This window comes from Streptomyces sp. WP-1 (assembly GCF_030450125.1).
GTDB lineage: Bacteria > Actinomycetota > Actinomycetes > Streptomycetales > Streptomycetaceae > Streptomyces > Streptomyces incarnatus.
In genome coordinates, this window is sequence record NZ_CP123923.1 from 2,365,433 (window position 1) to 2,387,969 (window position 22,537).

The 22,537-nt window shown below is 66.8% G+C and carries 11 protein-coding genes, 1 tRNA gene and 3 rRNA genes; 3 read left to right on the forward strand and 12 right to left on the reverse strand.

Annotation, left to right across the window (positions count from 1 at the left end):
- Positions 1-96 precede the first annotated feature (96 nt).
- Complete coding sequence (locus QHG49_RS09970) at positions 97-777, reverse strand: two-component system response regulator (RefSeq protein WP_085566856.1); 681 nt, start codon at positions 775-777, stop codon at positions 97-99.
- Between the two features lie 274 nt (positions 778-1,051).
- The gene (locus tag QHG49_RS09975; protein WP_301488716.1) at positions 1,052-6,511 is read right to left on the reverse strand and encodes a HAMP domain-containing protein; all 5,460 of its coding nucleotides are present in this window, start codon (positions 6,509-6,511) and stop codon (positions 1,052-1,054) included.
- Between the two features lie 409 nt (positions 6,512-6,920).
- Between QHG49_RS09975 and QHG49_RS09980 the strand changes: the two genes are divergently transcribed.
- A complete protein-coding gene (locus QHG49_RS09980) occupies positions 6,921-9,692 on the forward strand; it encodes a SpoIIE family protein phosphatase (protein ID WP_145492545.1) in 2,772 nt (923 codons plus the stop codon).
- 76 nt (positions 9,693-9,768) lie between these two features.
- Here the strand turns inward: QHG49_RS09980 and QHG49_RS09985 are convergent.
- From QHG49_RS09985 to thyX, 8 genes are all read right to left on the reverse strand, one after another.
- Positions 9,769-9,841, reverse strand: a tRNA-Thr gene (locus QHG49_RS09985).
- Positions 9,842-9,925: 84 nt separating this feature from the next.
- Positions 9,926-10,588 (reverse strand): DegT/DnrJ/EryC1/StrS family aminotransferase, encoded by a 663-nt coding sequence (locus QHG49_RS09990; protein ID WP_301492746.1) that lies wholly within the window; start codon positions 10,586-10,588, stop codon positions 9,926-9,928.
- A gap of 114 nt (positions 10,589-10,702) precedes the next feature.
- A 5S ribosomal RNA gene (rrf, locus tag QHG49_RS09995) occupies positions 10,703-10,819 on the reverse strand.
- A 72-nt stretch (positions 10,820-10,891) separates the two neighbouring features.
- Positions 10,892-14,011, reverse strand: a 23S ribosomal RNA gene (locus QHG49_RS10000).
- Positions 14,012-14,321: 310 nt separating this feature from the next.
- A 16S ribosomal RNA gene (locus QHG49_RS10005) occupies positions 14,322-15,846 on the reverse strand.
- The 16S, 23S and 5S rRNA genes sit together here, the layout of an rRNA operon.
- A gap of 498 nt (positions 15,847-16,344) precedes the next feature.
- Positions 16,345-18,030 (reverse strand): ribonuclease J, encoded by a 1,686-nt coding sequence (locus QHG49_RS10010; protein WP_159705587.1) that lies wholly within the window; start codon positions 18,028-18,030, stop codon positions 16,345-16,347.
- 207 nt (positions 18,031-18,237) lie between these two features.
- Complete coding sequence (gene dapA, locus QHG49_RS10015) at positions 18,238-19,137, reverse strand: 4-hydroxy-tetrahydrodipicolinate synthase (RefSeq protein ID WP_301488719.1); 900 nt, start codon at positions 19,135-19,137, stop codon at positions 18,238-18,240.
- A 197-nt stretch (positions 19,138-19,334) separates the two neighbouring features.
- A complete protein-coding gene (gene thyX / locus QHG49_RS10020) occupies positions 19,335-20,084 on the reverse strand; it encodes an FAD-dependent thymidylate synthase (protein ID WP_159705581.1) in 750 nt (249 codons plus the stop codon).
- Positions 20,085-20,255: 171 nt separating this feature from the next.
- Between thyX and QHG49_RS10025 the strand changes: the two genes are divergently transcribed.
- Positions 20,256-20,492 carry a hypothetical protein gene (locus tag QHG49_RS10025; protein WP_145485487.1) on the forward strand — a complete coding sequence of 79 codons (237 nt, stop codon included), beginning with the start codon at positions 20,256-20,258 and terminating at the stop codon, positions 20,490-20,492.
- 90 nt (positions 20,493-20,582) lie between these two features.
- On the forward strand, positions 20,583-21,131 hold the full coding sequence (locus tag QHG49_RS10030) for a hypothetical protein (RefSeq protein WP_145485488.1): 549 nt from the start codon (positions 20,583-20,585) through the stop codon (positions 21,129-21,131).
- Positions 21,132-21,263: 132 nt separating this feature from the next.
- Here the strand turns inward: QHG49_RS10030 and QHG49_RS10035 are convergent, their stop codons facing one another.
- Together QHG49_RS10035 and dapB are read right to left on the reverse strand one after the other, a co-directional pair.
- The gene (locus QHG49_RS10035) at positions 21,264-21,719 is read right to left on the reverse strand and encodes a hypothetical protein (protein WP_145485489.1); all 456 of its coding nucleotides are present in this window, start codon (positions 21,717-21,719) and stop codon (positions 21,264-21,266) included.
- Between the two features lie 14 nt (positions 21,720-21,733).
- Entirely contained in the window at positions 21,734-22,486 is a 753-nt protein-coding gene (gene dapB / locus QHG49_RS10040) for a 4-hydroxy-tetrahydrodipicolinate reductase (protein WP_301488726.1), read from the reverse strand.
- Positions 22,487-22,537 lie beyond the last annotated feature (51 nt).

The following is a 22,537-nucleotide window of genomic DNA, read 5'->3' on the forward strand; positions in this document are numbered from 1 at the left end:
ACGGACACGTGTGCCCACAGCTTCACCCGTTCGTGTCGCCCCTGCCGGGGCGCGGAACTGACGTGGGCTCATGGGCAACGGGAGCCTCCGGACGGCTCAGTTGGCCGGCGACACCGCGGGACCGCCCGCGCCGGTGCCCGGCTCCAGGGCGTCGAGGGCGCGGCGCAGTCCGGTGAGTTTGCGCTCCAGATGGGCCGCCGTGGCGACCGCCGCCGCGTCCGCGGAGTCGTCGTCCAGCTGTTTGGACAGCGCCTCCGCCTGCTCCTCGACGGCCGCGAGCCGTGCGGACAGCTCGGCGAGCAGTCCGGCCGACTCCTTGCCGCCGACCGCGCCCTTGCCGCCGCCCTCCAACTGGAGCCGCAGCAGCGCCGCCTGCTCGCGCAGCTGGCAGTTCTTCATGTACAGCTCGACGAACACCGAGACCTTGGCGCGCAGCACCCACGGGTCGAACGGCTTGGAGATGTAGTCCACCGCGCCGGCCGCGTAACCCCGGAAGGTGTGGTGCGGGCCGTGGTTGATCGCGGTGAGGAAGATGATCGGGATGTCCCGGGTCCGCTCGCGCCGCTTGATGTGCGCCGCTGTCTCGAACCCGTCCATGCCCGGCATCTGGACGTCCAGCAGAATGACCGCGAAATCGTCCGTGAGCAGTGCTTTGAGCGCTTCCTCCCCGCTCGATGCCCGCACCAGCGTCTGATCGAGCGCAGAGAGGATGGCCTCCAGCGCCAGCAGATTCTCCGGCCGGTCATCGACCAGGAGGATCTTGGCCTTCTGCACCATGGCCCGCCCTCCTCGCCCCGGCGGTACACCGGGCGCCGCCCCAGGGGACGACTCCCTTTCGCCGCCCGTCCTTGTGCCGGTCATCGTAGCCGCACCCCGCTTGTCGCCACACCCTGTCACCGCGATGTCACCGTGCACACAGCAGAAACGCGGGGGGCACCCGGATGGTTCCCGGAACCCCACGTTCCCATACGTCTCCGACCACCTTAAGCGCACAACTCCGCGCACCGGACGGGGGTTCCCCGGGTGTTCACACCGTGGTCGGCCGATCCCGTCACTTCCCCCCCATCCACTGCTGGAGCACGTGCAGCAGGTGGTCCGAATCGACCGGCTTGGTCACGTAGTCGGAGGCACCCGCCTCGATCGCCTTCTCCCGGTCGCCCTTCATCGCCTTCGCGGTCAGCGCGATGATCGGCAGCCCGGCGAACTGCGGCATCCTGCGGATCGCCGTGGTCGTCGCGTAGCCGTCCATCTCCGGCATCATGATGTCCATCAGGACGACCGCCAGGTCGTCGTGCTGCTCCAGGACCTCGATGCCCTCGCGGCCGTTCTCGGCGTACAGCACCGAAAGGCCGTGCTGTTCGAGGACGCTGGTGAGCGCGAAGACATTGCGGATGTCGTCGTCGACGATCAGCACCTTCTGGCCGCCGAAACGCACCCCGCGCGCGGACTGCGGCTCGCCGTCCTGCTCGAGCGCCGCCGCCCACTGCTCGGCGCGCTGCTCGCCCTGCGGCAGGCTCCGCCTGCGGCGCCGGAAGAGCGCCGCGGGCCCGTTCTGCATCTCCAGGTACGACTTGAACTCGGCCGGCGTCTCGATCTCGGAGGCGGACAGCTGCGAGGACCGCTCCGCCTCGGAGGCCGCCAGGTCGCCGGCCTCCAGCGGGGCCACCGACTGCTGGTAGCCCTGCGGCGGCAGCTCGCTCGGGTACAGCGGCAGGTACAGCGTGAACGTGGAGCCGCGGCCCGGTTCGCTCTGCGCGTGGATCTCACCGCCGAGCAGCTGCGCGATCTCCCGCGAGATCGACAGACCGAGGCCGGTGCCGCCGTACTTGCGGCTCGTGGTGCCGTCCGCCTGCTTGAACGCCTCGAAGATCACCCGCATCTTGCTGGCCGCGATCCCGATACCGGTGTCCGTCACCGAGAACGCGATCAGCTCGCCGTCCGGATCGGTGAGCGACCCCGCCTCCAGCAACTGCTCCCGGATGTTCTGCGGCACATCCGCGCCCGCGGGCCGGATGACCAGCTCCACCGACCCGGAGTCGGTGAACTTCACCGCGTTGGACAGCAGGTTGCGCAGCACCTGGAGCAGCCGCTGCTCGTCGGTGTGCAGGGTCGCGGGCAGCTCCGGGGAGACCCGCACCGACAGGTCCAGGCCCTTCTCCGCGGTCAGCGGCCGGAAGGTGGCCTCCACGTAGTCCACGAGCTGGACGAGCGCGATCCGGGTCGGCGAGACGTCCATCTTGCCCGCCTCGACCTTCGCGAGGTCCAGGATGTCGTTGATCAGCTGGAGCAGATCGGAACCCGCGCCGTGGATGGTCTCGGCGAACTCGACCTGCTTGGGCGACAGATTGCCCTCGGCGTTGTCCGCGAGCAGCTTGGCCAGGATCAGCAGCGAGTTCAGCGGCGTGCGCAGCTCGTGCGACATGTTGGCCAGGAACTCGCTCTTGTAGCGCATGGACACCGCGAGTTGCTCGGCGCGCTCCTCCAGGACCTGCCGCGCCTCCTCGATCTCGGTGTTCTTCACCTCGATGTCCCGGTTCTGCCGGGCCAGCAGCTCGGCCTTCTCCTCCAGTTCGGCGTTGGAGTCCTGGAGCGCCTTCTGCCGGTTCTCCAACTCCGCCGAACGCTCGCGCAGTTGCTCGGTCAGCTCCTGCGACTGCTCCAGCAGCTGCTCGGTCTTGGTGTTGACCGAGATGGTGTTGACGCTGGTCGCGATCACCTCGGCGATCTGGTTCAGGAAGTCCTTCTGGATCTGCGTGAACGGCGTGAAGGAGGCCAGTTCGATCACCCCGAGCACGGTGTCCTCGAACAGCACCGGCAGCACGATCACCTGCGCGGGCGGGGCCTCGCCGAGCCCGGAGGAGATCTTCAGATAACCGTTCGGCGCGTCCGAGACCAGGATGGTGCGCTTCTCCTGGGCGGCCGTACCGACCAGCGCCTCGCCCGGCCGGAACGACGTCGGCATGGAGCCCATCGAGTAACCGTACGAGCCCAGCATGCGCAGCTCGTAGGCGTCCTTGCCGTCGCCGGCGTCCTTGCCCTCCATGCGGGACATCGCCAGGAAGAACGCGCCGTGCTGCGCGGAGACCACCGGCGTCAGCTCGCTCATGATCAGCGAGGCCACGTCCTGGAGGTCGCGGCGGCCCTGCATGAGCGCGGAGATCCGGGCCAGGTTGCCCTTGAGCCAGTCCTGCTCCTTGTTGGCGATCGTGGTGTCGCGCAGGTTCGCGATCATCTTGTTGATGTAGTCCTGGAGTTCCTGGATCTCGCCGGACGCGTCCACGTCGATCTTCAGGTTCAGGTCGCCGCGGGTCACCGCGGTCGCCACCCGCGCGATGGCGCGCACCTGCCGGGTCAGGTTCCCGGCCATCTCGTTCACCGACTCCGTCAGGTCCCGCCAGGTGCCGTCCACGTCCCGCACCCGCGCCTGACCGCCCAGCTGGCCCTCCGTGCCCACCTCGCGGGCCACGCGCGTGACCTCCTCGGCGAAGCTGGACAGCTGGTCGACCATCGTGTTGATCGTCGTCTTCAGCTCCAGGATCTCGCCCCGGGCGTCGATGTCGATCTTCTTGGTCAGGTCGCCCTTGGCGATCGCCGTGGTGACCATCGCGATGTTGCGCACCTGGCCGGTCAGGTTGGACGCCATCTGGTTCACCGACTCGGTGAGGTCCTTCCAGGTGCCCGCCACGCCCGGCACATGCGCCTGGCCGCCCAGGATGCCGTCCGTGCCCACCTCCCGGGCCACCTTGGTGACCTGGTCGGCGAACGAACTCAGCGTCTTGACCATCGTGTTGATGGTGTCGGCGAGCTGCGCGACCTCGCCGCTCGCCTCGATGGTCACCTGCCGCGTCAGATCGCCGTTGGCGACCGCCGAGGCCACCTGGGAGATGTTGCGCACCTGCATGGTCAGGTTGTTGGCCATCAGGTTGACGTTATTGCTCAGGTCCTTCCAGATGCCGGTGACACCCGGCACATGCGCCTGGCCGCCGAGCATGCCCTCGGTGCCCACCTCGCGGGCCACCCGGGTCACCTGCTCGGCGAACGACGACAGCTGGACGACCATGGTGTTGACGGTCGTGACCAGCTCCAGGATCTCGCCCTTGGCGTCGACCGTGATCTTCTTCGACAGATCGCCCTTGGCGACCGCGGTGGTGACCTCGGCGATGTTGCGCACCTGGATCGTCAGGTTGTTCGCCATGAAGTTCACCGACTGCGTGAGGTCCTTCCAGGTGCCGGAGACCCCCTGCACCTCGGCCTGACCGCCGAGGATGCCCTCCGTACCCACCTCACGGGCCACCCTGGTGACCTCCTGGGCGAACGACGACAGCTGGTCCACCATCGTGTTCAGGGTGTTCTTCAGCTCCAGGATCTCGCCGCGCGCGTCCACGGTGATCTTCTGGGAGAGGTCACCGCCCGCCACCGCGGTGGCGACCTGCGCGATGTTGCGCACCTGGGCCGTCAGGTTCCCGGCCATGCCGTTCACCGAGTCCGTCAGGTCCCGCCACACACCGGCGACACCGGGCACCTGCGCCTGACCGCCCAGCCGGCCCTCCGTACCCACGTCCCGGGCCACCCGGGTCACCTGGTCGGCGAAGGCGGACAGCTGATCGACCATGGTGTTGATCGTGTCCTTCAGCTCCAGGATCTCGCCCCGCGCGTCCACGTCGATCTTCTGCGAGAGATCGCCGTTGGCCACCGCAGTCGTCACCTGGGCGATGTTGCGCACCTGGGACGTGAGGTTTCCGGCCATGAAGTTGACGGAGTCCGTCAGCTCCTTCCAGGTGCCCGACACGCCGTCCACCTGCGCCTGGCCGCCCAGCCGGCCCTCCGTACCCACGTCCCGCGCCATCCGCGTGACCTGGTCGGCGAAGCTCGACAGCTGGTCCACCATCGTGTTCACGGTGTTCTTCAGCTTGAGCATCTCGCCGGAGACGTCCACGGTGACCTTCTGCGACAGATCGCCGTTCGCCACCGCCGTCGTCACCTGGGCGATATTGCGCACCTGGCCGGTGAGGTTTCGGAACGCGGTGTTGACGGAGTCCGTCAGGTCCTTCCACGTCCCCGCCGCGCCCGGCACCTGCGCCTGGCCGCCCAGCTCGCCCTCGACCCCGATCTCCCGCGCGACCCGCGTCACCTCGGCACCGAAGGACGACAGCTGGTCCACCATCCCGTTGACGGTGTTCTTCAGCTCCAGCATCTCGCCGGCCACGTCCACCGTGACCTTCTGCGAGAGATCGCCGTTGGCCACCGCGGTCGTCACGGCGGCGATGTCCCGCACCTGGGTCGTCAGGTTCCGGAACACCGTGTTGACCGAATCCGTCAGGTCCTTCCAGGTCCCGGCCGCACCCGGCACGTTCGCCTGGCCGCCGAGCCGCCCCTCCGCGCCGACCTCGTTCGCCACGCGTGTGACCTCGTCCGCGAAGATCCGCAGCGTCTCGGTCATCTGGTTGATCGTCTCGGCGAGCTGCGCCACCTCGCCGCGCGCCTGCACCGTCACCTTCTGCGACAGATCACCGTTCGCCACCGCCGTGGTGACCTGCGAGATCCCACGCACCTGGGCGGTCAGATTGCCCGCCATCGTGTTGACGGAGTCGGTCAGCTCCTTCCACACGCCGGCCACCTCGGGCACCTGCGCGCGGCCGCCGAGGATGCCCTCGGTACCCACCTCCCGGGCCACCCTGGTGACCTCCGAGGAGAAGGCCGAAAGCTGATCGACCATCGTGTTGACGGTGTTCTTCAGCTCCAGCATCTCGCCCGCGACATGCACGGTCACCTTGCGCGACAGATCACCCTTGGCGACCGCCGTCGTCACCAGGGCGATGTCCCGCACCTGCGCGGTGAGCCGGTCCGCCATCGTGTTGACGGACTCCGTCAGGTCCTTCCAGGAACCCGACATGCCCCGCACCCGGGCCTGGCCGCCGAGCTTTCCCTCGGTACCGACCTCGCTGGCCACCCGGGTGACCTCGTCGGTGAACGTCGACAACTGGTCGACCAGGTTGTTGACGGTCCGGCCGACCTTCAGGAACTCGCCCCGCAGCGGATGCCCGGTGCCGCCGTCCGGCGCCTGTGTGCGCAGCTCCATGCGCGGCGACAGATCGCCCTCCGCGACCGCGGTGAGCACCCGGCCGACCTCGGAGACCGGTCGTACGAGATCGTCCACCAGCGCGTTGGAGTGGTCGATCGCCGTCGCCCAGGAGCCCTCGCAGGCCCCCGTCTCCAGCCGCTCCGTGAGTTTTCCCTCACGGCCGACCATGCGCCGCACCCGGGACAGCTCGCCGGTCAGATGCAGATTGCGGTCGGCCACCTCGTTGAAGACCGCCGAGATCTCCGACATCACGCCGTCCCCGGAGACCGTCAGGCGTTTGCGGAAGTTGCCGTCACGCATCGACACGAGGGCCGCCAGCAGCCGGTTCAGGGCAGCGGTGTCCACCTCGGTGGTGCCGCCACTCCTGCCCAGGGACGGTCCGCCCTTCGCGCGCGTCTTCCCGCCACGCGTCGCTGCGCCAGACTCCACTGTGTCCCTCCCGGGGGATCGACCCTTGCTGCCCTAGCGGGACGCTTCCGCCCGGCATACCGGTCTTCGGCATACCGGTTACTTCCGCGTACCGGTTACTGCTGCGTATTTCTGCCAGACGAGATCCGGCCACACCAAGGGCTGCTGCCCGCCGCGCACGGAACACACGCGGTGCGACCCGACCTTCATCAGAAGCTTGCCCAGTGTTTCACCCTGCCCGAACCAGGCCATAACAGTTCGGCAGCTTCGCACATCGTCCGCACACCCTGGGGGGTAAACACCGGCGACCGGCACCCGCTCGGACGGCGAAGGTAAGTAACCTTGCATCCGGCTGTCCAGCCGCACCGGTCCCGTCCGGCCTGGGCGGTGGCACCAGTACGAGCGGGCATCGGAGGGGCGGCCGCAGACCATGACCACCGGACTGATCCCGGGGGGACAGCCCCCGGAACAGCGGCCGTCCGACGCGCCGATGCCGCAGCAGCGGCTCGACCCGGCCGGCCAATCCGCCCTGCCCGCCCCGCCCACCGACAACCGGCCGAGGAGTTCTGTGATCACCGCGCGCGCGGCCGCCAGTTTCGAGCCCGTCGGACGATCCGTGGCGACCGCCCGGTCCTTCGTCCGCGACACACTCCAGGGCTGGGGCTTCGCCGACATCGTCGACGACGCCGTCGTCCTCACGAGCGAACTGGTGACCAACGCGGTCGTGCACGCGGGCACCCACGCGGAGGTGCTGTGCCTGCGCACCGACGACGGGGTGCGCATCGAGGTCTCCGACCACTACCCCGAGCGCGAGGTCCCGCTCCAGACCTCCGCCAGCCCCATGGCCAGCCCCGACCGCGAGGGCGGCCGCGGCCTCCAGCTCTGCGCCGCCCTGGCCACCCGCTGGGGCGTCGACTACACGCCGACCCACAAGCACGTCTGGTTCCAGCTCAACCTGCCCGAACGACCGGTCGGCACCCGCACCGCCGGCCCCGCCCTCCCCGCCGACCTGCTGCCGGTCGCCGACGGCCGGGTCCGCGTCGCCGTCCTCCAGATCGACCGCAAGGGCACCATCACCTCCTGGAACGAGGACGCGGAGCACCTCTTCGGCCACCCGGCGGCGGAGGCCGTCGGCAGGCCGCTGACCGACCTCGCCGCCTGGCCGCACACCCCCGGCACCAGCACCGGCGTCGCCGAGGCCCTCCAGCTCTCCCGCTGGGAGGGCAGCTACGGCATCCGCGGCGCCGACGGCCGCGTCAACCAGGTGTACGCCTCCCACCTGCGCGTGCGCGACACCGGCGGCGAGCCCTCCACCGTGTGCCTGCTGGTGCGCGACCACGAGCGCGCCGTACTCCAGACACCCACCCGGGTCCCGGCCGGCGACCAGGGCACCGCGCAGGACGGCCAGAGCGCCGACCCCTTCGAGGTCTTCATCGGCTCCCCCGCCCCCGACGACCTCGACGGCCTGCTCCAGCGCACCGTGGAACGCGCCCGCGACATGCTCGACGGCGACTCCGCGTTCCTGCTGCTGGCCACCGACGACGAGACCGAGCTGGAGGTGCGCGCCTCCACCGGGCTGCCCTCCGCCCGCCAGCGCTTCGCCCGCGTCCCCGTGGAGGCCGGCCCCGGCCGCTACGGCTCCGCCCGCATGCCCGCCGTCCACGACGACCTCAGCGCCGTCCCCGGCGCCGTCCCGCTGCTCGGCGGCACCGGTATGCGCTCGGTCGTCACCGTCCCGCTGAAGGTCGAGGGCCGCCTCACCGGCTCCCTCGGCGTCGCCGCGGAGGCATCGGGCCGGTACTCCAACGAGGAGGCGCTGCGCCTCCAGTTCGCCGCCGACCGCATCGCCCTGGCCGTGGAGTCGGCGCGCCTCGGCGAGCTGGAGCGGCTGCGGCGCGGCTCCCTGAGCTTCCTGGTCGAGGCGTCCGATCTGCTGGCGGGCACCCTGGACCGCGACCAGACGCTGGCCCTCATGGCCCAGATGACCGTTCCCACCCTGGCCACCTGGTGCGCCGTCTACACCATCGCCGACCAGGCCTCGGACCCGTATCTGTCGTACGTGCTGCACGAGGACGAGGAACTCATCGACGGCATCAAGTCGTTGCTGTCGAAGATCGCCCCGCCGGACCCGGTGCCCACACCCGGCGCCCGCGTGTGGACGGCCCCGGGCGAGGTCGCCCACCAGGCCGCCCTGCGCACCTCCATGCGCACCCTGGGCCTGGCCGACGGCGCCACGCACCGGATCACCGCGGGCATCGGCCCGACCCTCGCCACGGCCTCCGCGGTCGGTGGCGAAACGGTCGTTCTGCCGCTCGTCGCCCGCAACCGGGTCATCGGCATGCTGGTCCTCGGCAAGCCCACCGACGAACACTTCCGCCAGGAGATCCTGGAACTGGCCGAGGACCTGTCCCGCCGGGCCGCTCTCGCCCTGGACAACGCCCGCCTGTACTCGGAGCGCACGGCCATCAGCCAGGCCCTCCAGCGCAGCCTGCTGCCGCCCGGCACCCCGCACATCGACGGCGTCGAGGTGGAGGTCATCTACCGCGCGGCGGGCGAGGGCAACGAGGTGGGCGGCGACTTCTACGACCTCTTCCCCATCGGCAACGGCGCCTACGGCTTCGCCATCGGCGACGTCTGCGGTACGGGACCCAACGCGGCGGCGGTCACCGGCCTCGCCCGGCACGCCCTGCGCCTGCTGGCCCGCGAGGGCCTCAGCGGCCCCGCGGTTCTGGAACGGCTGAACTCGGCCATTCTCGACGAGGGCGACCGCAGCCGGTTCCTGACACTCCTTTACGGCGAGCTGCGGCCCCAGCCGGACGGCAGCGCCGAGCTGAAGGTGGTCTGCGCCGGGCATCCGCTGCCGCTGCGCCTGCGCCAGGACGGCACGGTCACCCCGGCCGCCGAACCACAGCCCCTGCTGGGCGTCATCGAGGACCTGGAGCTGTACGAGGAGAGGGTCACCCTCGATCCCGGCGATGTGCTGCTCTGCGTCACGGACGGCGTCACCGAGCGCCGCGAGGGCTCCCGCATGCTGGGCGACGACGGTCTCGCCGACGTCCTCACCACGTGTACGGGTCTGACGGCGGGCGCGGTCGCCGCCCGGATCATGCGCGCGGTGGAGCGCTTCGCGTCCGACGCCCCGTCGGACGACATGGCCATTCTGGCGATGCGGGTCCCGGGCCTGCACCCCGACGAGGGCTGAACCGGGGGCGGCTCGGGGGCCGCTCCCGGGCACAGCAAAAAGGCCCCACCCGAAAGGGTGGGGCCTTTTATTTGCGAGCCCCCAAACGGAATCGAACCGTTGACCTTCTCCTTACCATGGAGACGCTCTACCGACTGAGCTATAGGGGCCTGTCGTTTTCGAGGTTTCCCTCGCGGCGACAAAGAAACTGTACCCCGAACCGGCCCGACTTCCCAAATTCGTTCGGGAGCCGGTCAGAAGGCGGGCTGGAGCAGTCCGCCGAGGGCGTTGCAGGCCGCGGCGACGCGGTGCATCTCCCGTTTGGTCAGTGAGGCGTCGACGGGCAGCGCGAGCGTCTCGTCGGCGGCCAGTTCGGTCTGCGGCAGGGACACGCAGCGGCGGAATTCCGGCAGCCGGTGCACGGGTGTCTTCACCGGTACCCGGCAGTCGACTCCCTTGGCCCGCAGGGCGCGTGCGAAGGCGTCCCGGTCCGGCCGTCCGTTGCCGGGCACCCGCACCACGTACTGCTGGTAGGTGTGTCCGTCCCCTCCGTCCGGGGTCCGCACGCCCTTCAGCTTGGTGTCCAAGTAGGCGGCCCGCTCCCGCCGTTGCGCCGTCTCGTCGGGCGCCACCTCGGACTCGCCCTGCTCCAGGACCAGCAGCTCGTGCCGCTGCCCCAGGGCGTGCAGCCGCCCGGTGTCGGCCCGCCGGCCGAAGCGGTGGACGACAACGACGGCCGCGGTGCGGGAGGTTACGGCCGCCTCGACCGCCTCGGGGTCCAGGCAGTAGGTCACGGGGTCTATGTCGGCGAACACGGGGAGCGCGCCGGCCAGGGTCACTGCCTCGGCGACCTCGACGTTCCCGAAGGCCGGTACGACGACCTCGTCACCGACTCCGACGCCGGCCGCCCTGAGCATTGCGGAGGTTCCCATGTGAGGGATGGTCGGCGCACAGGGTGAACGACACGTTACGCAGAACAAAAAAAGGTCGGACCCTGAACCGAAGTTCAGGATCCGACCTTTTGAAAAATTGTTCGGCGGCGTCCTACTCTCCCACAGGGTCCCCCCTGCAGTACCATCGGCGCTGAAAGGCTTAGCTTCCGGGTTCGGAATGTAACCGGGCGTTTCCCTAACGCTATAACCACCGAAACACTATGAAACTATCAACCGGCACTTTGGTTGTTCGTGGTTTCAGAACCAACACAGTGGACGCGAGCAACTGAGGACAAGCCCTCGGCCTATTAGTACCGGTCACCTCCACCAGTTACCTGGCTTCCAGATCCGGCCTATCAACCCAGTCGTCTACTGGGAGCCTTACCCCATCAAGTGGGTGGGAGTCCTCATCTCGAAGCAGGCTTCCCGCTTAGATGCTTTCAGCGGTTATCCCTCCCGAACGTAGCCAACCAGCCATGCCCTTGGCAGAACAACTGGCACACCAGAGGTTCGTCCGTCCCGGTCCTCTCGTACTAGGGACAGCCCTTCTCAAGACTCCTACGCGCACAGCGGATAGGGACCGAACTGTCTCACGACGTTCTAAACCCAGCTCGCGTACCGCTTTAATGGGCGAACAGCCCAACCCTTGGGACCGACTCCAGCCCCAGGATGCGACGAGCCGACATCGAGGTGCCAAACCATCCCGTCGATATGGACTCTTGGGGAAGATCAGCCTGTTATCCCCGGGGTACCTTTTATCCGTTGAGCGACGGCGCTTCCACAAGCCACCGCCGGATCACTAGTCCCGACTTTCGTCCCTGCTCGACCCGTCGGTCTCACAGTCAAGCTCCCTTGTGCACTTACACTCAACACCTGATTACCAACCAGGCTGAGGGAACCTTTGGGCGCCTCCGTTACCCTTTAGGAGGCAACCGCCCCAGTTAAACTACCCATCAGACACTGTCCCTGATCCGGATCACGGACCCAGGTTAGACATCCAGCACGACCAGACTGGTATTTCAACGACGACTCCACCCACACTGGCGTATGAGCTTCACAGTCTCCCAGCTATCCTACACAAGCCGAACCGAACACCAATATCAAACTGTAGTAAAGGTCCCGGGGTCTTTCCGTCCTGCTGCGCGAAACGAGCATCTTTACTCGTAGTGCAATTTCACCGGGCCTATGGTTGAGACAGTCGAGAAGTCGTTACGCCATTCGTGCAGGTCGGAACTTACCCGACAAGGAATTTCGCTACCTTAGGATGGTTATAGTTACCACCGCCGTTTACTGGCGCTTAAGTTCTCAGCTTCGCCCCACCGAAATGGAGCTAACCGGTCCCCTTAACGTTCCAGCACCGGGCAGGCGTCAGTCCGTATACATCGCCTTACGGCTTCGCACGGACCTGTGTTTTTAGTAAACAGTCGCTTCTCGCTGGTCTCTGCGGCCACCCCCAGCTCAGACCGTAAAGGTCATCACCGAGTGTGGCCCCCCTTCTCCCGAAGTTACGGGGGCATTTTGCCGAGTTCCTTAACCATAGTTCACCCGAACGCCTCGGTATTCTCTACCTGACCACCTGAGTCGGTTTAGGGTACGGGCCGCCATGAAACTCGCTAGAGGCTTTTCTCGACAGCATAGGATCATCCACTTCACCACAATCGGCTCGGCATCAGGTCTCACCCTCATGAGTGGCGGATTTACCTACCACTCGGGCTACACCCTTACCCCGGGACAACCACCGCCCGGGATGGACTACCTTCCTGCGTCACCCCATCACTCATCTACTAACCGCTCGGTTCAGCGGCTCCACCACTCCCCTCAACTCCGAAGAGATCAGGGCGGCTTCACGGCCTTAGCATCACGATGCTCGATGTTTGACGCTTCACAGCGGGTACCGGAATATCAACCGGTTATCCATCGACTACGCCTGTCGGCCTCGCCTTAGGTCCCGACTTACCCTGGGCAGATCAGCTTGACCCAGGAACCCTTAGTCAATCGGCGCACACGTTTCTCACGTGTGTATCGCTACTCATGCCTGCATTCTCACTCGTCAACCGTCCACAACTACCTTCCGGTGCTGCTTCACCCGGCAGACGACGCTCCCCTACCCATCCACACACCCGTTGGGGCTATTATGTGAATGACACGACTTCGGCGGTACGCTTGAGCCCCGCTACATTGTCGGCGCGGAATCACTAGACCAGTGAGCTATTACGCACTCTTTCAAGGGTGGCTGCTTCTAAGCCAACCTCCTGGTTGTCTGTGCGACTCCACATCCTTTCCCACTTAGCGTACGCTTAGGGGCCTTAGTCGATGCTCTGGGCTGTTTCCCTCTCGACCATGGAGCTTATCCCCCACAGTCTCACTGCCGCGCTCTCACTTACCGGCATTCGGAGTTTGGCTAAGGTCAGTAACCCGGTAGGGCCCATCGCCTATCCAGTGCTCTACCTCCGGCAAGAAACACACGACGCTGCACCTAAATGCATTTCGGGGAGAACCAGCTATCACGGAGTTTGATTGGCCTTTCACCCCTAACCACAGGTCATCCCCCAGGTTTTCAACCCTGGTGGGTTCGGTCCTCCACGAAGTCTTACCTCCGCTTCAACCTGCCCATGGCTAGATCACTCCGCTTCGGGTCTTGAGCGTGCTACTAAAATCGCCCTGTTCGGACTCGCTTTCGCTACGGCTTCCCCACCCGGGTTAACCTCGCAACACACCGCAAACTCGCAGGCTCATTCTTCAAAAGGCACGCAGTCACGAGATGCAGCAAGCTGCATCCGACGCTCCCACGGCTTGTAGGCACACGGTTTCAGGTACTATTTCACTCCCCTCCCGGGGTACTTTTCACCATTCCCTCACGGTACTATCCGCTATCGGTCACCAGGGAATATTTAGGCTTAGCGGGTGGTCCCGCCAGATTCACACGGGATTTCTCGGGCCCCGTGCTACTTGGGTGTCTCTCAAGCAAGCCGCTGACATTTCGACTACGGGGGTCTTACCCTCTACGCCGGACCTTTCGCATGTCCTTCGTCTACATCAACGGTTTCTGACTCGCCCTACGGCCGGCAGACCGTAGAAGAGAGATCCCACAACCCCGCACACGCAACCCCTGCCGGGTATCACACGCATACGGTTTGGCCTCATCCGGTTTCGCTCGCCACTACTCCCGGAATCACGGTTGTTTTCTCTTCCTGAGGGTACTGAGATGTTTCACTTCCCCTCGTTCCCTCCACTTGCCCTATGTGTTCAGGCAAGGGTGACAGCCCATGACGACTGCCGGGTTTCCCCATTCGGAAACCCCCGGATCAAAGCCTGGTTGACGACTCCCCGGGGACTATCGCGGCCTCCCACGTCCTTCATCGGTTCCTGGTGCCAAGGCATCCACCGTGCGCCCTTAAAAACTTGGCCACAGATGCTCGCGTCCACTGTGCAGTTCTCAAACAACGACCAGCCACCCATCACCCCGAACCATCAACAGGTCCGAGTGCACTGGGGCCGGCGACTGAGGAGAAGATCAGATCATTCCCTCAGACACCCAACAGCGTGCCCGACACAGCCAGCCGATGATCATCACGTTCCACGCCGAAGCAGTACTGGTGATTCCATCCGAACCATCTGTGCCGAGTAGTCAACGTTCCACCCATGAGCAACCAGCATCAGACATGCGCTGATGTACTGGCCTCTGACCGAGCAGAGCCCGGTAAGAAGTGCTCCTTAGAAAGGAGGTGATCCAGCCGCACCTTCCGGTACGGCTACCTTGTTACGACTTCGTCCCAATCGCTGGTCCCACCTTCGACAGCTCCCTCCCACAAGGGGTTGGGCCACCGGCTTCGGGTGTTACCGACTTTCGTGACGTGACGGGCGGTGTGTACAAGGCCCGGGAACGTATTCACCGCAGCAATGCTGATCTGCGATTACTAGCGACTCCGACTTCATGGGGTCGAGTTGCAGACCCCAATCCGAACTGAGACCGGCTTTTTGAGATTCGCTCCACCTCACGGTATCGCAGCTCATTGTACCGGCCATTGTAGCACGTGTGCAGCCCAAGACATAAGGGGCATGATGACTTGACGTCGTCCCCACCTTCCTCCGAGTTGACCCCGGCGGTCTCCCGTGAGTCCCCAGCACCACAAGGGCCTGCTGGCAACACGGGACAAGGGTTGCGCTCGTTGCGGGACTTAACCCAACATCTCACGACACGAGCTGACGACAGCCATGCACCACCTGTACACCGACCACAAGGGGGGCACTATCTCTAATGCTTTCCGGTGTATGTCAAGCCTTGGTAAGGTTCTTCGCGTTGCGTCGAATTAAGCCACATGCTCCGCCGCTTGTGCGGGCCCCCGTCAATTCCTTTGAGTTTTAGCCTTGCGGCCGTACTCCCCAGGCGGGGCACTTAATGCGTTAGCTGCGGCACGGACAACGTGGAATGTTGCCCACACCTAGTGCCCACCGTTTACGGCGTGGACTACCAGGGTATCTAATCCTGTTCGCTCCCCACGCTTTCGCTCCTCAGCGTCAGTATCGGCCCAGAGATCCGCCTTCGCCACCGGTGTTCCTCCTGATATCTGCGCATTTCACCGCTACACCAGGAATTCCGATCTCCCCTACCGAACTCTAGCCTGCCCGTATCGACTGCAGACCCGGGGTTAAGCCCCGGGCTTTCACAACCGACGTGACAAGCCGCCTACGAGCTCTTTACGCCCAATAATTCCGGACAACGCTTGCGCCCTACGTATTACCGCGGCTGCTGGCACGTAGTTAGCCGGCGCTTCTTCTGCAGGTACCGTCACTTTCGCTTCTTCCCTGCTGAAAGAGGTTTACAACCCGAAGGCCGTCATCCCTCACGCGGCGTCGCTGCATCAGGCTTTCGCCCATTGTGCAATATTCCCCACTGCTGCCTCCCGTAGGAGTCTGGGCCGTGTCTCAGTCCCAGTGTGGCCGGTCGCCCTCTCAGGCCGGCTACCCGTCGTCGCCTTGGTGAGCCGTTACCTCACCAACAAGCTGATAGGCCGCGGGCTCATCCTGCACCGCCGGAGCTTTACACCGTCAAGGATGCCCAAGACGGTCATATCCGGTATTAGACCCCGTTTCCAGGGCTTGTCCCAGAGTGCAGGGCAGATTGCCCACGTGTTACTCACCCGTTCGCCACTAATCCACCCCGAAGGGCTTCATCGTTCGACTTGCATGTGTTAAGCACGCCGCCAGCGTTCGTCCTGAGCCAGGATCAAACTCTCCGTGAATGTTTACTCGGCCGAAAAACATTTCAGCCGGTGCACAAACTGAAGAGCGGAACGGTCGGAGGAATAGTCCGACCGTTCACAGCGTCCTCGCTGTGTTTATTTCAAAGGAACCACGTCCCGGTCGTGATGACCGGAGACGGGGTATCAACATATCTGGCGTTGACTTTTGGCACGCTGTTGAGTTCTCAAGGAACGGTCGCTTCCTTTGTACTCACCCTCTCGGGCTTTCCTCCGGGCTTCCCTTCGTGTTTCCGACTCTATCAGATCTTTCCGATCCGATTTCCTCGGCGCTTTCCAGGTTTCCGCTTTCGCGTTTCCCTTTCCGGCGGTTCCGACTTTATCAGAAGTTCTGAGTCGGATTTCCCTCCCGGTCCTGGGCAACCTTGTCCAGCACGTGAAGTGCTGGGGTTCCCAACCGGGCGAGGTCGTAAACGTACTGGAGCGGGGCGCCCCGATGCAAATCGAGGCGCCCCGCTCCCGGTCCGAGCCGACGGGTCGTCAGACCTCCACGACCACAGGCAGGATCATCGGCCTGCGGCGGTAGTTGTCCGAGACCCACTTGCCGAGCGTGCGGCGGATCAGCTGCTGGAGCTGGTGCGGCTCCACGACGCCGTCCTGGGCGGACCGCTCCAGGACCTCGTTGATCTTCGGGACGACCTCGGTGAAGGCCGCGTCCTCGATGCCGGAGCCGCGGGCCTGGATGTGCGGGCCCCCGGTGATCTTGCCGGTGGAGGAGTCCACCACCACGAAGACCGAGATGATGCCCTCGTCGCCGAGGATCTTGCGGTCCTTCAGCGCGGGCTCGCCCACGTCGCCGACGGAGAGCCCGTCGACGTAGACGTAGCCGGCCTGGACCTTCCCGGAGATCTTGGCCTTGCCCTCGACCAGGTCCACCACCACGCCGTCCTCGGCGATGACGATGCGGTCGTGCGGGACACCCGTGAGCGCGCCCAGCTCGGCGTTGGCACGCAGATGGCGCCATTCGCCGTGCACCGGCATCAGGTTCTTCGGGCGGCAGATGTTGTAGAAGTACAGCAGCTCGCCCGCGGAGGCGTGACCGGAGACGTGCACCTTGGCGTTGCCCTTGTGGACGACGTTGGCGCCCCAGCGGGTCAGGCCGTTGATCACGCGGTAGACCGCGTTCTCGTTACCGGGGATCAGCGAGGAGGCCAGGATGACCGTGTCGCCGTGGACGATGCGGATCTGGTGGTCGCGGTTGGCCATCCGGGACAGCGCCGCCATCGGCTCGCCCTGGGAGCCCGTGCAGACCAGGACCACCTCGTGGTCGGGCAGGTCGTCCAGCGTCTTGACGTCGACCACCAGGCCCGGTGGGACCTTCAGATAGCCGAGGTCGCGGGCGATGCCCATGTTGCGGACCATGGAGCGGCCGACGAAGGCGACCCGGCGGCCGTACTCGTGCGCCGCGTCCAGGATCTGCTGGATGCGGTGGACGTGGCTGGCGAAGCTCGCCACGATGATCCGCTTGCCGGCGCCGGCGAAGACCGTGCGCAGCACGCTGGAGATGTCCCGCTCGTGCGGGGTGAACCCGGGGACCTCGGCGTTCGTGGAGTCGGTCAGCAGGAGGTCGATGCCCTCGTCGCTGAGCCGCGCGAACGCGTGCAGGTCGGTGAGACGGTTGTCCAGCGGCAGCTGGTCCATCTTGAAGTCGCCGGTGTGCACCACCATGCCCGCGGGGGTGCGGATGGCGACGGCCAGGGCGTCCGGGATGGAGTGGTTGACGGCGATGAACTCGCAGTCGAAGGGGCCGATGCGCTCGCGGTTCCCCTCGGCCACCTCCAGCGTGTACGGCCGGATGCGGTGCTCCTGGAGCTTGGCCTCGATCAGCGCGAGGGTCAGCTTGGAGCCGATCAGCGGGATGTCCGGCTTCTCGCGGAGCAGGAAGGGGACGCCGCCGATGTGGTCCTCGTGGCCATGCGTGAGGACGATGCCCTCGATGTCGTCGAGGCGGTCCCGGATGGACGAGAAGTCGGGCAGGATCAGGTCGATTCCGGGCTGCTCCTCCTCGGGGAAGAGCACTCCGCAGTCGACGATCAGCAGACGGCCGCCGTACTCGAAGACCGTCATGTTCCGGCCGATCTCGCCGAGACCGCCGAGCGGGGTGACCCTCAGGCCGCCCTCGGGGAGCGGCGGGGGCGGGCCCAGTTCAGGATGCGGATGACTCAAAAGACTCTCCTCAACCACACACGCCACGTACCGGTAGGGCACGTGGCGCGCATGACGTTCGTGCGAAGCAGTTGTCGTTGTGGGGTGCGGGACCGGTGCCCGCGTATTCGGTTGTGTGCCTTCAGTTGTGTGTCTTCAGTTGTGAAGCCCCGGAGGGTTCCGGGAGCTTCTGGACCGCGAGGGTCCGGGTGGTGCTGAAGTCTGTTGTCAGAGCTGTACCCCGCCGGCGGCAAGATCGATCTTGAGCTGGGCGATCTCCTCGGGGGAACACTCCACCATGGGCGAGCGCAGCGGGCCGCCGGGCAGTCCCAGCAGGTCGAGCGCGGCCTTGGTGGTCATGACGCCCTGGGTGCGGAACATGCCGGTGTAGACCGGGAGCAGCTTCTGGTGGATCTCGGTGGCCTTGACGACGTCACCGGAGGTGTACGCGTCGACCAGGGCGCGCAGGTCCGGGGTGACCAGGTGGCCGACGACCGAGACGAAGCCGACGGCGCCCACGGACAGCAGGGGCAGGTTCAGCATGTCGTCGCCGGAGTACCAGGCGAGGCCGGACTGGGCGATGGCCCAGCTGGCGCGGCCGAGGTCGCCCTTGGCGTCCTTGTTGGCGACGATCCGGGGGTGCTCGGCAAGCCGGACGAGCGTCTCGGTGTTGATCGGGACGCCGCTGCGGCCGGGGATGTCGTAGAGCATGTTCGGCAGGCCGGTCGCGTCGGCGATGGCCGTGAAGTGCCGGTACAGGCCCTCCTGCGGGGGCTTGTTGTAGTACGGCGTGACGACCAGGAGGCCGTGGACGCCGATGCGCTCGGCCTCCCGGGCCAGCTCGATGCTGTGGTGGGTGTCGTTGGTGCCGACCCCGGCCACGACGTGGGCGCGGTCGCCGACCGCTTCCAGGACGGCTCGTACGAGGTCCGCTTTCTCCGCGTCGCTGGTGGTGGGGGACTCGCCGGTGGTGCCGTTGATGATCAGGCCGTCGTTGCCTGCGTCCACCAGGTGGGCGGCGAGCCGCTGCGCGCCGTCGAGGTCGAGTGCGCCGTCCGCCGTGAAGGGCGTGACCATGGCGGTGAGGACCCGCCCGAAGGGGGTCTGCGGAGTCGAGGTCGGAGCCATGGGTAACACGCTACTCGGTGCGCCCTGCGCGGTCTGCCCTCGGGGTCCGGGCAAGTCAGGACAAAAGTGGAACCCGGCACTGCCTGCTCGGGGGTTCAAGCAGTGCCGGGTCCGTTTGATCAGGCTAGATGAACTTCTCTAAATGCCGCAATACGGACACTTCAGGAGGCTGACCCGTACATCCGTTCCGGGGCCCGCTACGGCGCGACGCGGCCGTTCGCGTTGTACGCGGCGTACGTCAGCGGCATGAGCTTCGCCCACTCCGCCTCCATCTTCTCGCCCACCATCTCGATCTCCCGCTGCGGGAAGGACGGCACCTTGGCCAGCTCGTGCTGGGTGCGCAGACCGAGGAAGTGCATCAGGGAGCGCGCGTTGCAGGTGGCGTACATCGAGGAGTACAGGCCGACGGGGAGCACCGAGCGGGCGACCTCGCGGGCGACACCCTCGGCGAGAAGCTGCTGGTAGGCGGCGTACGACTGCTCGTACGACCCCTCCAGGGTGCCCTTGACGGCGGAGTGCTGCTCCGGGGTGCCCTCGACGAAGACGTACTTGCCGGGGCGGCCCTGCTGCACGAGTTTGCGGGCGGTGTCGGGGACGTAGAAGACGGGCTCCAGCTCCCGGTAGCGGCCGGACTCCTCGTTGTACGACCAGCCCACGCGGTGCCGCATGAACTCGCGGAAGACGAAGATCGGGGCGCTGATGAAGAAGGTCATCGAGTTGTGCTCGAACGGGCTGCCGTGCCGGTCGCGCATCAGGTAGTTGATCAGGCCCTTGGAGCGCTCGGGGTCCTTCTTCAGCTCGTCCAGGGACTGCTCACCGGCGGTGGAGACGCGGGCGGCGAAGAGGACGTCGGCGTCCGAAGCGCTGGACTTCACCAGCTCGACGGTGACATCGCTGCGGAACGTGAGCGACTCGGGGGTGGTCACGGGGGTTGGGGTCCTTCCCATCGGTGGTTCGCGCCCACCTTACGGGGCACCCGCCGAGGCCGGAGCGGGACCTCACCCCGAAAGACGTGCCGAGGATTTTTTCCGACATGGGCACCTTTTGCGGTACTCGATCGTCTGTACCGGTGAGACCCGCACGTTCGACCCCGAACCGGGAAAGGAGTGGCAGCCGCGATGTCCCGCCGCCGCGAGCCCGTACCCTTCGCCTTCCTCGCCGAGGGCGACATGTTCCGCAGCAATGTGACTCCCCCGCCGCGCCTGCGGGGGTCCTTCGGCGAGATAGCCGGGCGCTGGCTGCTGGGTCTGACCGTCGTGGCCGGTCTGGTGGGCGCGCTGATCATCGGCATGCCGTCGCTGTCCACGCCCGCGGATCCGCCGGCGCCGCAGTCCCAGGCGTCCCAGGGGCACTGACCCTTACGGCGGCTCCTGGCTGGTGAGCGCTCAGGCGGCCGGATAGCCTCACCGGGCACAGCCCCCGCGAGGACCGAGTGAGGAACCGCCGTGCCCCTGTCCTTCCTGACGGCCGACCGTACCTTCGAGGCGGCCTCCGAGAGCGCACTGCCGTACGACGACCGGGACCGCTGGCGGCGCCCCTACCGTCCCGGTCCCTGGCGGGTGGGGATGGCGGCGCTGGTGCTGATGCTGGCGTCGTTCGTGCTGTTCGCCGCGGTGCTGATCGCGTTGACCGGTCCGTCGTCGTCCGCGGTCGCCGTTCTCGGCATCGGTCTGCTGGTGATCGCCGGGGCGCTGCGGCTGCTGCGGATGGGCGTGTGGGTGAGCCCGCGGGGAGTACGGCGGGTCGGGTTGCTGGCGACGCGGACGGTGCCGTGGGCGCGGGTGGGGGCCCTGCGGACGGTGCAGCAGCCGGTGCGGTGGCTGGGGCTGCCGAGGACGGTGCAGGGGCAGGCACTGGTGTGGGTCCCTGCGGGGCGGGCGGGGGATGCGGTGCCGCTGCTCACGACGGCCTCGCTGGACTTTCTCAACCGCCCGGCGGCGTTCGACCGGGCGGCGGATGTGGTGGAGGCGTGGGCGGCGGAACGCTGCCGCTGAGGCTCGGTACTGATCGGGTGCCCTGTGCTGCGGCCGGCCGGGTGCCCGCCGTTCAGTAGCCCCGTAAGGGGCGCGGGGAACTGCGCGAGCGGCCACGACGCACCCGCGGCCGACGACGCGCTGTACGGACCGTCACGCGTCCATCGGAGTGCGGCCCGCGTGCAGGGCGATCGCCCGTTGCATCGCCTTGCGCGCCCGGGGCGTATCGCGGGCGTCGTGGTAGGCGACCGCCAGGCGGAACCAGCAGCGCCAGTCGTTCGGGGAGGACTCCGTCTCGGCCTTGCGCCGGGCGAAGACCTCGTCCGCCGAGTCGCGGTCGATACGGCCGCCCGCCGTGCGCTTGAGCTCGTCCACGGGCAGGCCCCCCTCCGCGTCGAGTTCGGCGGCGAGCTGGTTGGCCCGGCGGACGAACTGGGTGTTCTTCCACAGGAACCACAGGCCGATGACCGGCAGGATCAGCACCGCGATCCCGAAGGTCACGGTGAGGGCCGTACCGCTCTCTATGAGCAGCACACCGCGGCTGCCGACCAGGACGAAGTAGAAGACCAGGACGGCGGCCGTGATGAGGTAATTGATCTTCGCGCGCATGGCAGGGACTGTTCTCAGCTCAGGTCGAGGAAGTGCTCCAGGCCGAAGGTCAGGCCCGGAGTGGTGACCACGCGGCGCGCGCCGAGCAGGATGCCCGGCATGAAGCTGCTGTGGTGCAGGGAGTCGTGGCGGATGGTGAGGGTCTCGCCCTCGGCGCCGAGCAGCACCTCCTGGTGGGCCAGGAGACCGCGCAGCCGTACGGCGTGTACGGGGACGCCGCCCACGTCGGCGCCGCGGGCACCGTCGAGCGCGGTGACCGTGGCGTCCGGGGCCGGGGCGGTGCCGGCCGCGCGGCGGGCCTCGGCGATGAGCTGCGCCGTGCGCGTGGCCGTACCGGACGGCGCGTCGACCTTGTCGGGGTGGTGCAGCTCGACCACCTCGACCGATTCGAAGTACGGCGCCGCGAGCTGCGCGAACTTCATGGTCAGGACGGCCCCGATGGAGAAGTTCGGGGCGATGAGCACACCGGTCCGAGGGGACTGGTCGAGCCAGCCCCTCAGCTGCGCGAGACGGTCCTCGGTCCAGCCGGTCGTCCCGACGACCGCGTGGATGCCGTGGCGCACGCAGAAGTCGAGGTTGCCCATGACCGAGGCGGGGGTGGTCAGTTCGACGGCGACCTGGGCGCCGGTCTCCGCCAGCGTCTCCAGCTTGTCGCCGCGGCCGAGGGCGGCCACCAGCTCCATGTCCTCGGCGGCCTCGACCGCCTTGACGGCCTCGGACCCGATCCGGCCCTTGGCCCCGAGGACCGCCACGCGCAGCTTGCTCATCTTCGCTTCCTTACCGATCCTTGCCGGCTCACCGGTCCCTGCCGGCTTGCC

Excerpts from the sequence above, each read along its gene's own strand:
- QHG49_RS09970 (WP_085566856.1), bottom strand. The coding sequence starts at position 777 with ATGGTGCAGAAGGCCAAGATCCTCCTGGTCGATGACCGGCCGGAGAAT.
- QHG49_RS09980 (WP_145492545.1), top strand. The coding sequence starts at position 6,921 with ATGACCACCGGACTGATCCCGGGGGGACAGCCCCCGGAACAGCGGCCG.
- QHG49_RS09990 (WP_301492746.1), bottom strand. The coding sequence starts at position 10,588 with ATGCTCAGGGCGGCCGGCGTCGGAGTCGGTGACGAGGTCGTCGTACCG.
- dapA (WP_301488719.1), bottom strand. The coding sequence starts at position 19,137 with ATGGCTCCGACCTCGACTCCGCAGACCCCCTTCGGGCGGGTCCTCACC.
- thyX (WP_159705581.1), bottom strand. The coding sequence starts at position 20,084 with ATGGGAAGGACCCCAACCCCCGTGACCACCCCCGAGTCGCTCACGTTC.
- QHG49_RS10025 (WP_145485487.1), top strand. The coding sequence starts at position 20,256 with ATGTCCCGCCGCCGCGAGCCCGTACCCTTCGCCTTCCTCGCCGAGGGC.
- QHG49_RS10035 (WP_145485489.1), bottom strand. The coding sequence starts at position 21,719 with ATGCGCGCGAAGATCAATTACCTCATCACGGCCGCCGTCCTGGTCTTC.
- dapB (WP_301488726.1), bottom strand. The coding sequence starts at position 22,486 with ATGAGCAAGCTGCGCGTGGCGGTCCTCGGGGCCAAGGGCCGGATCGGG.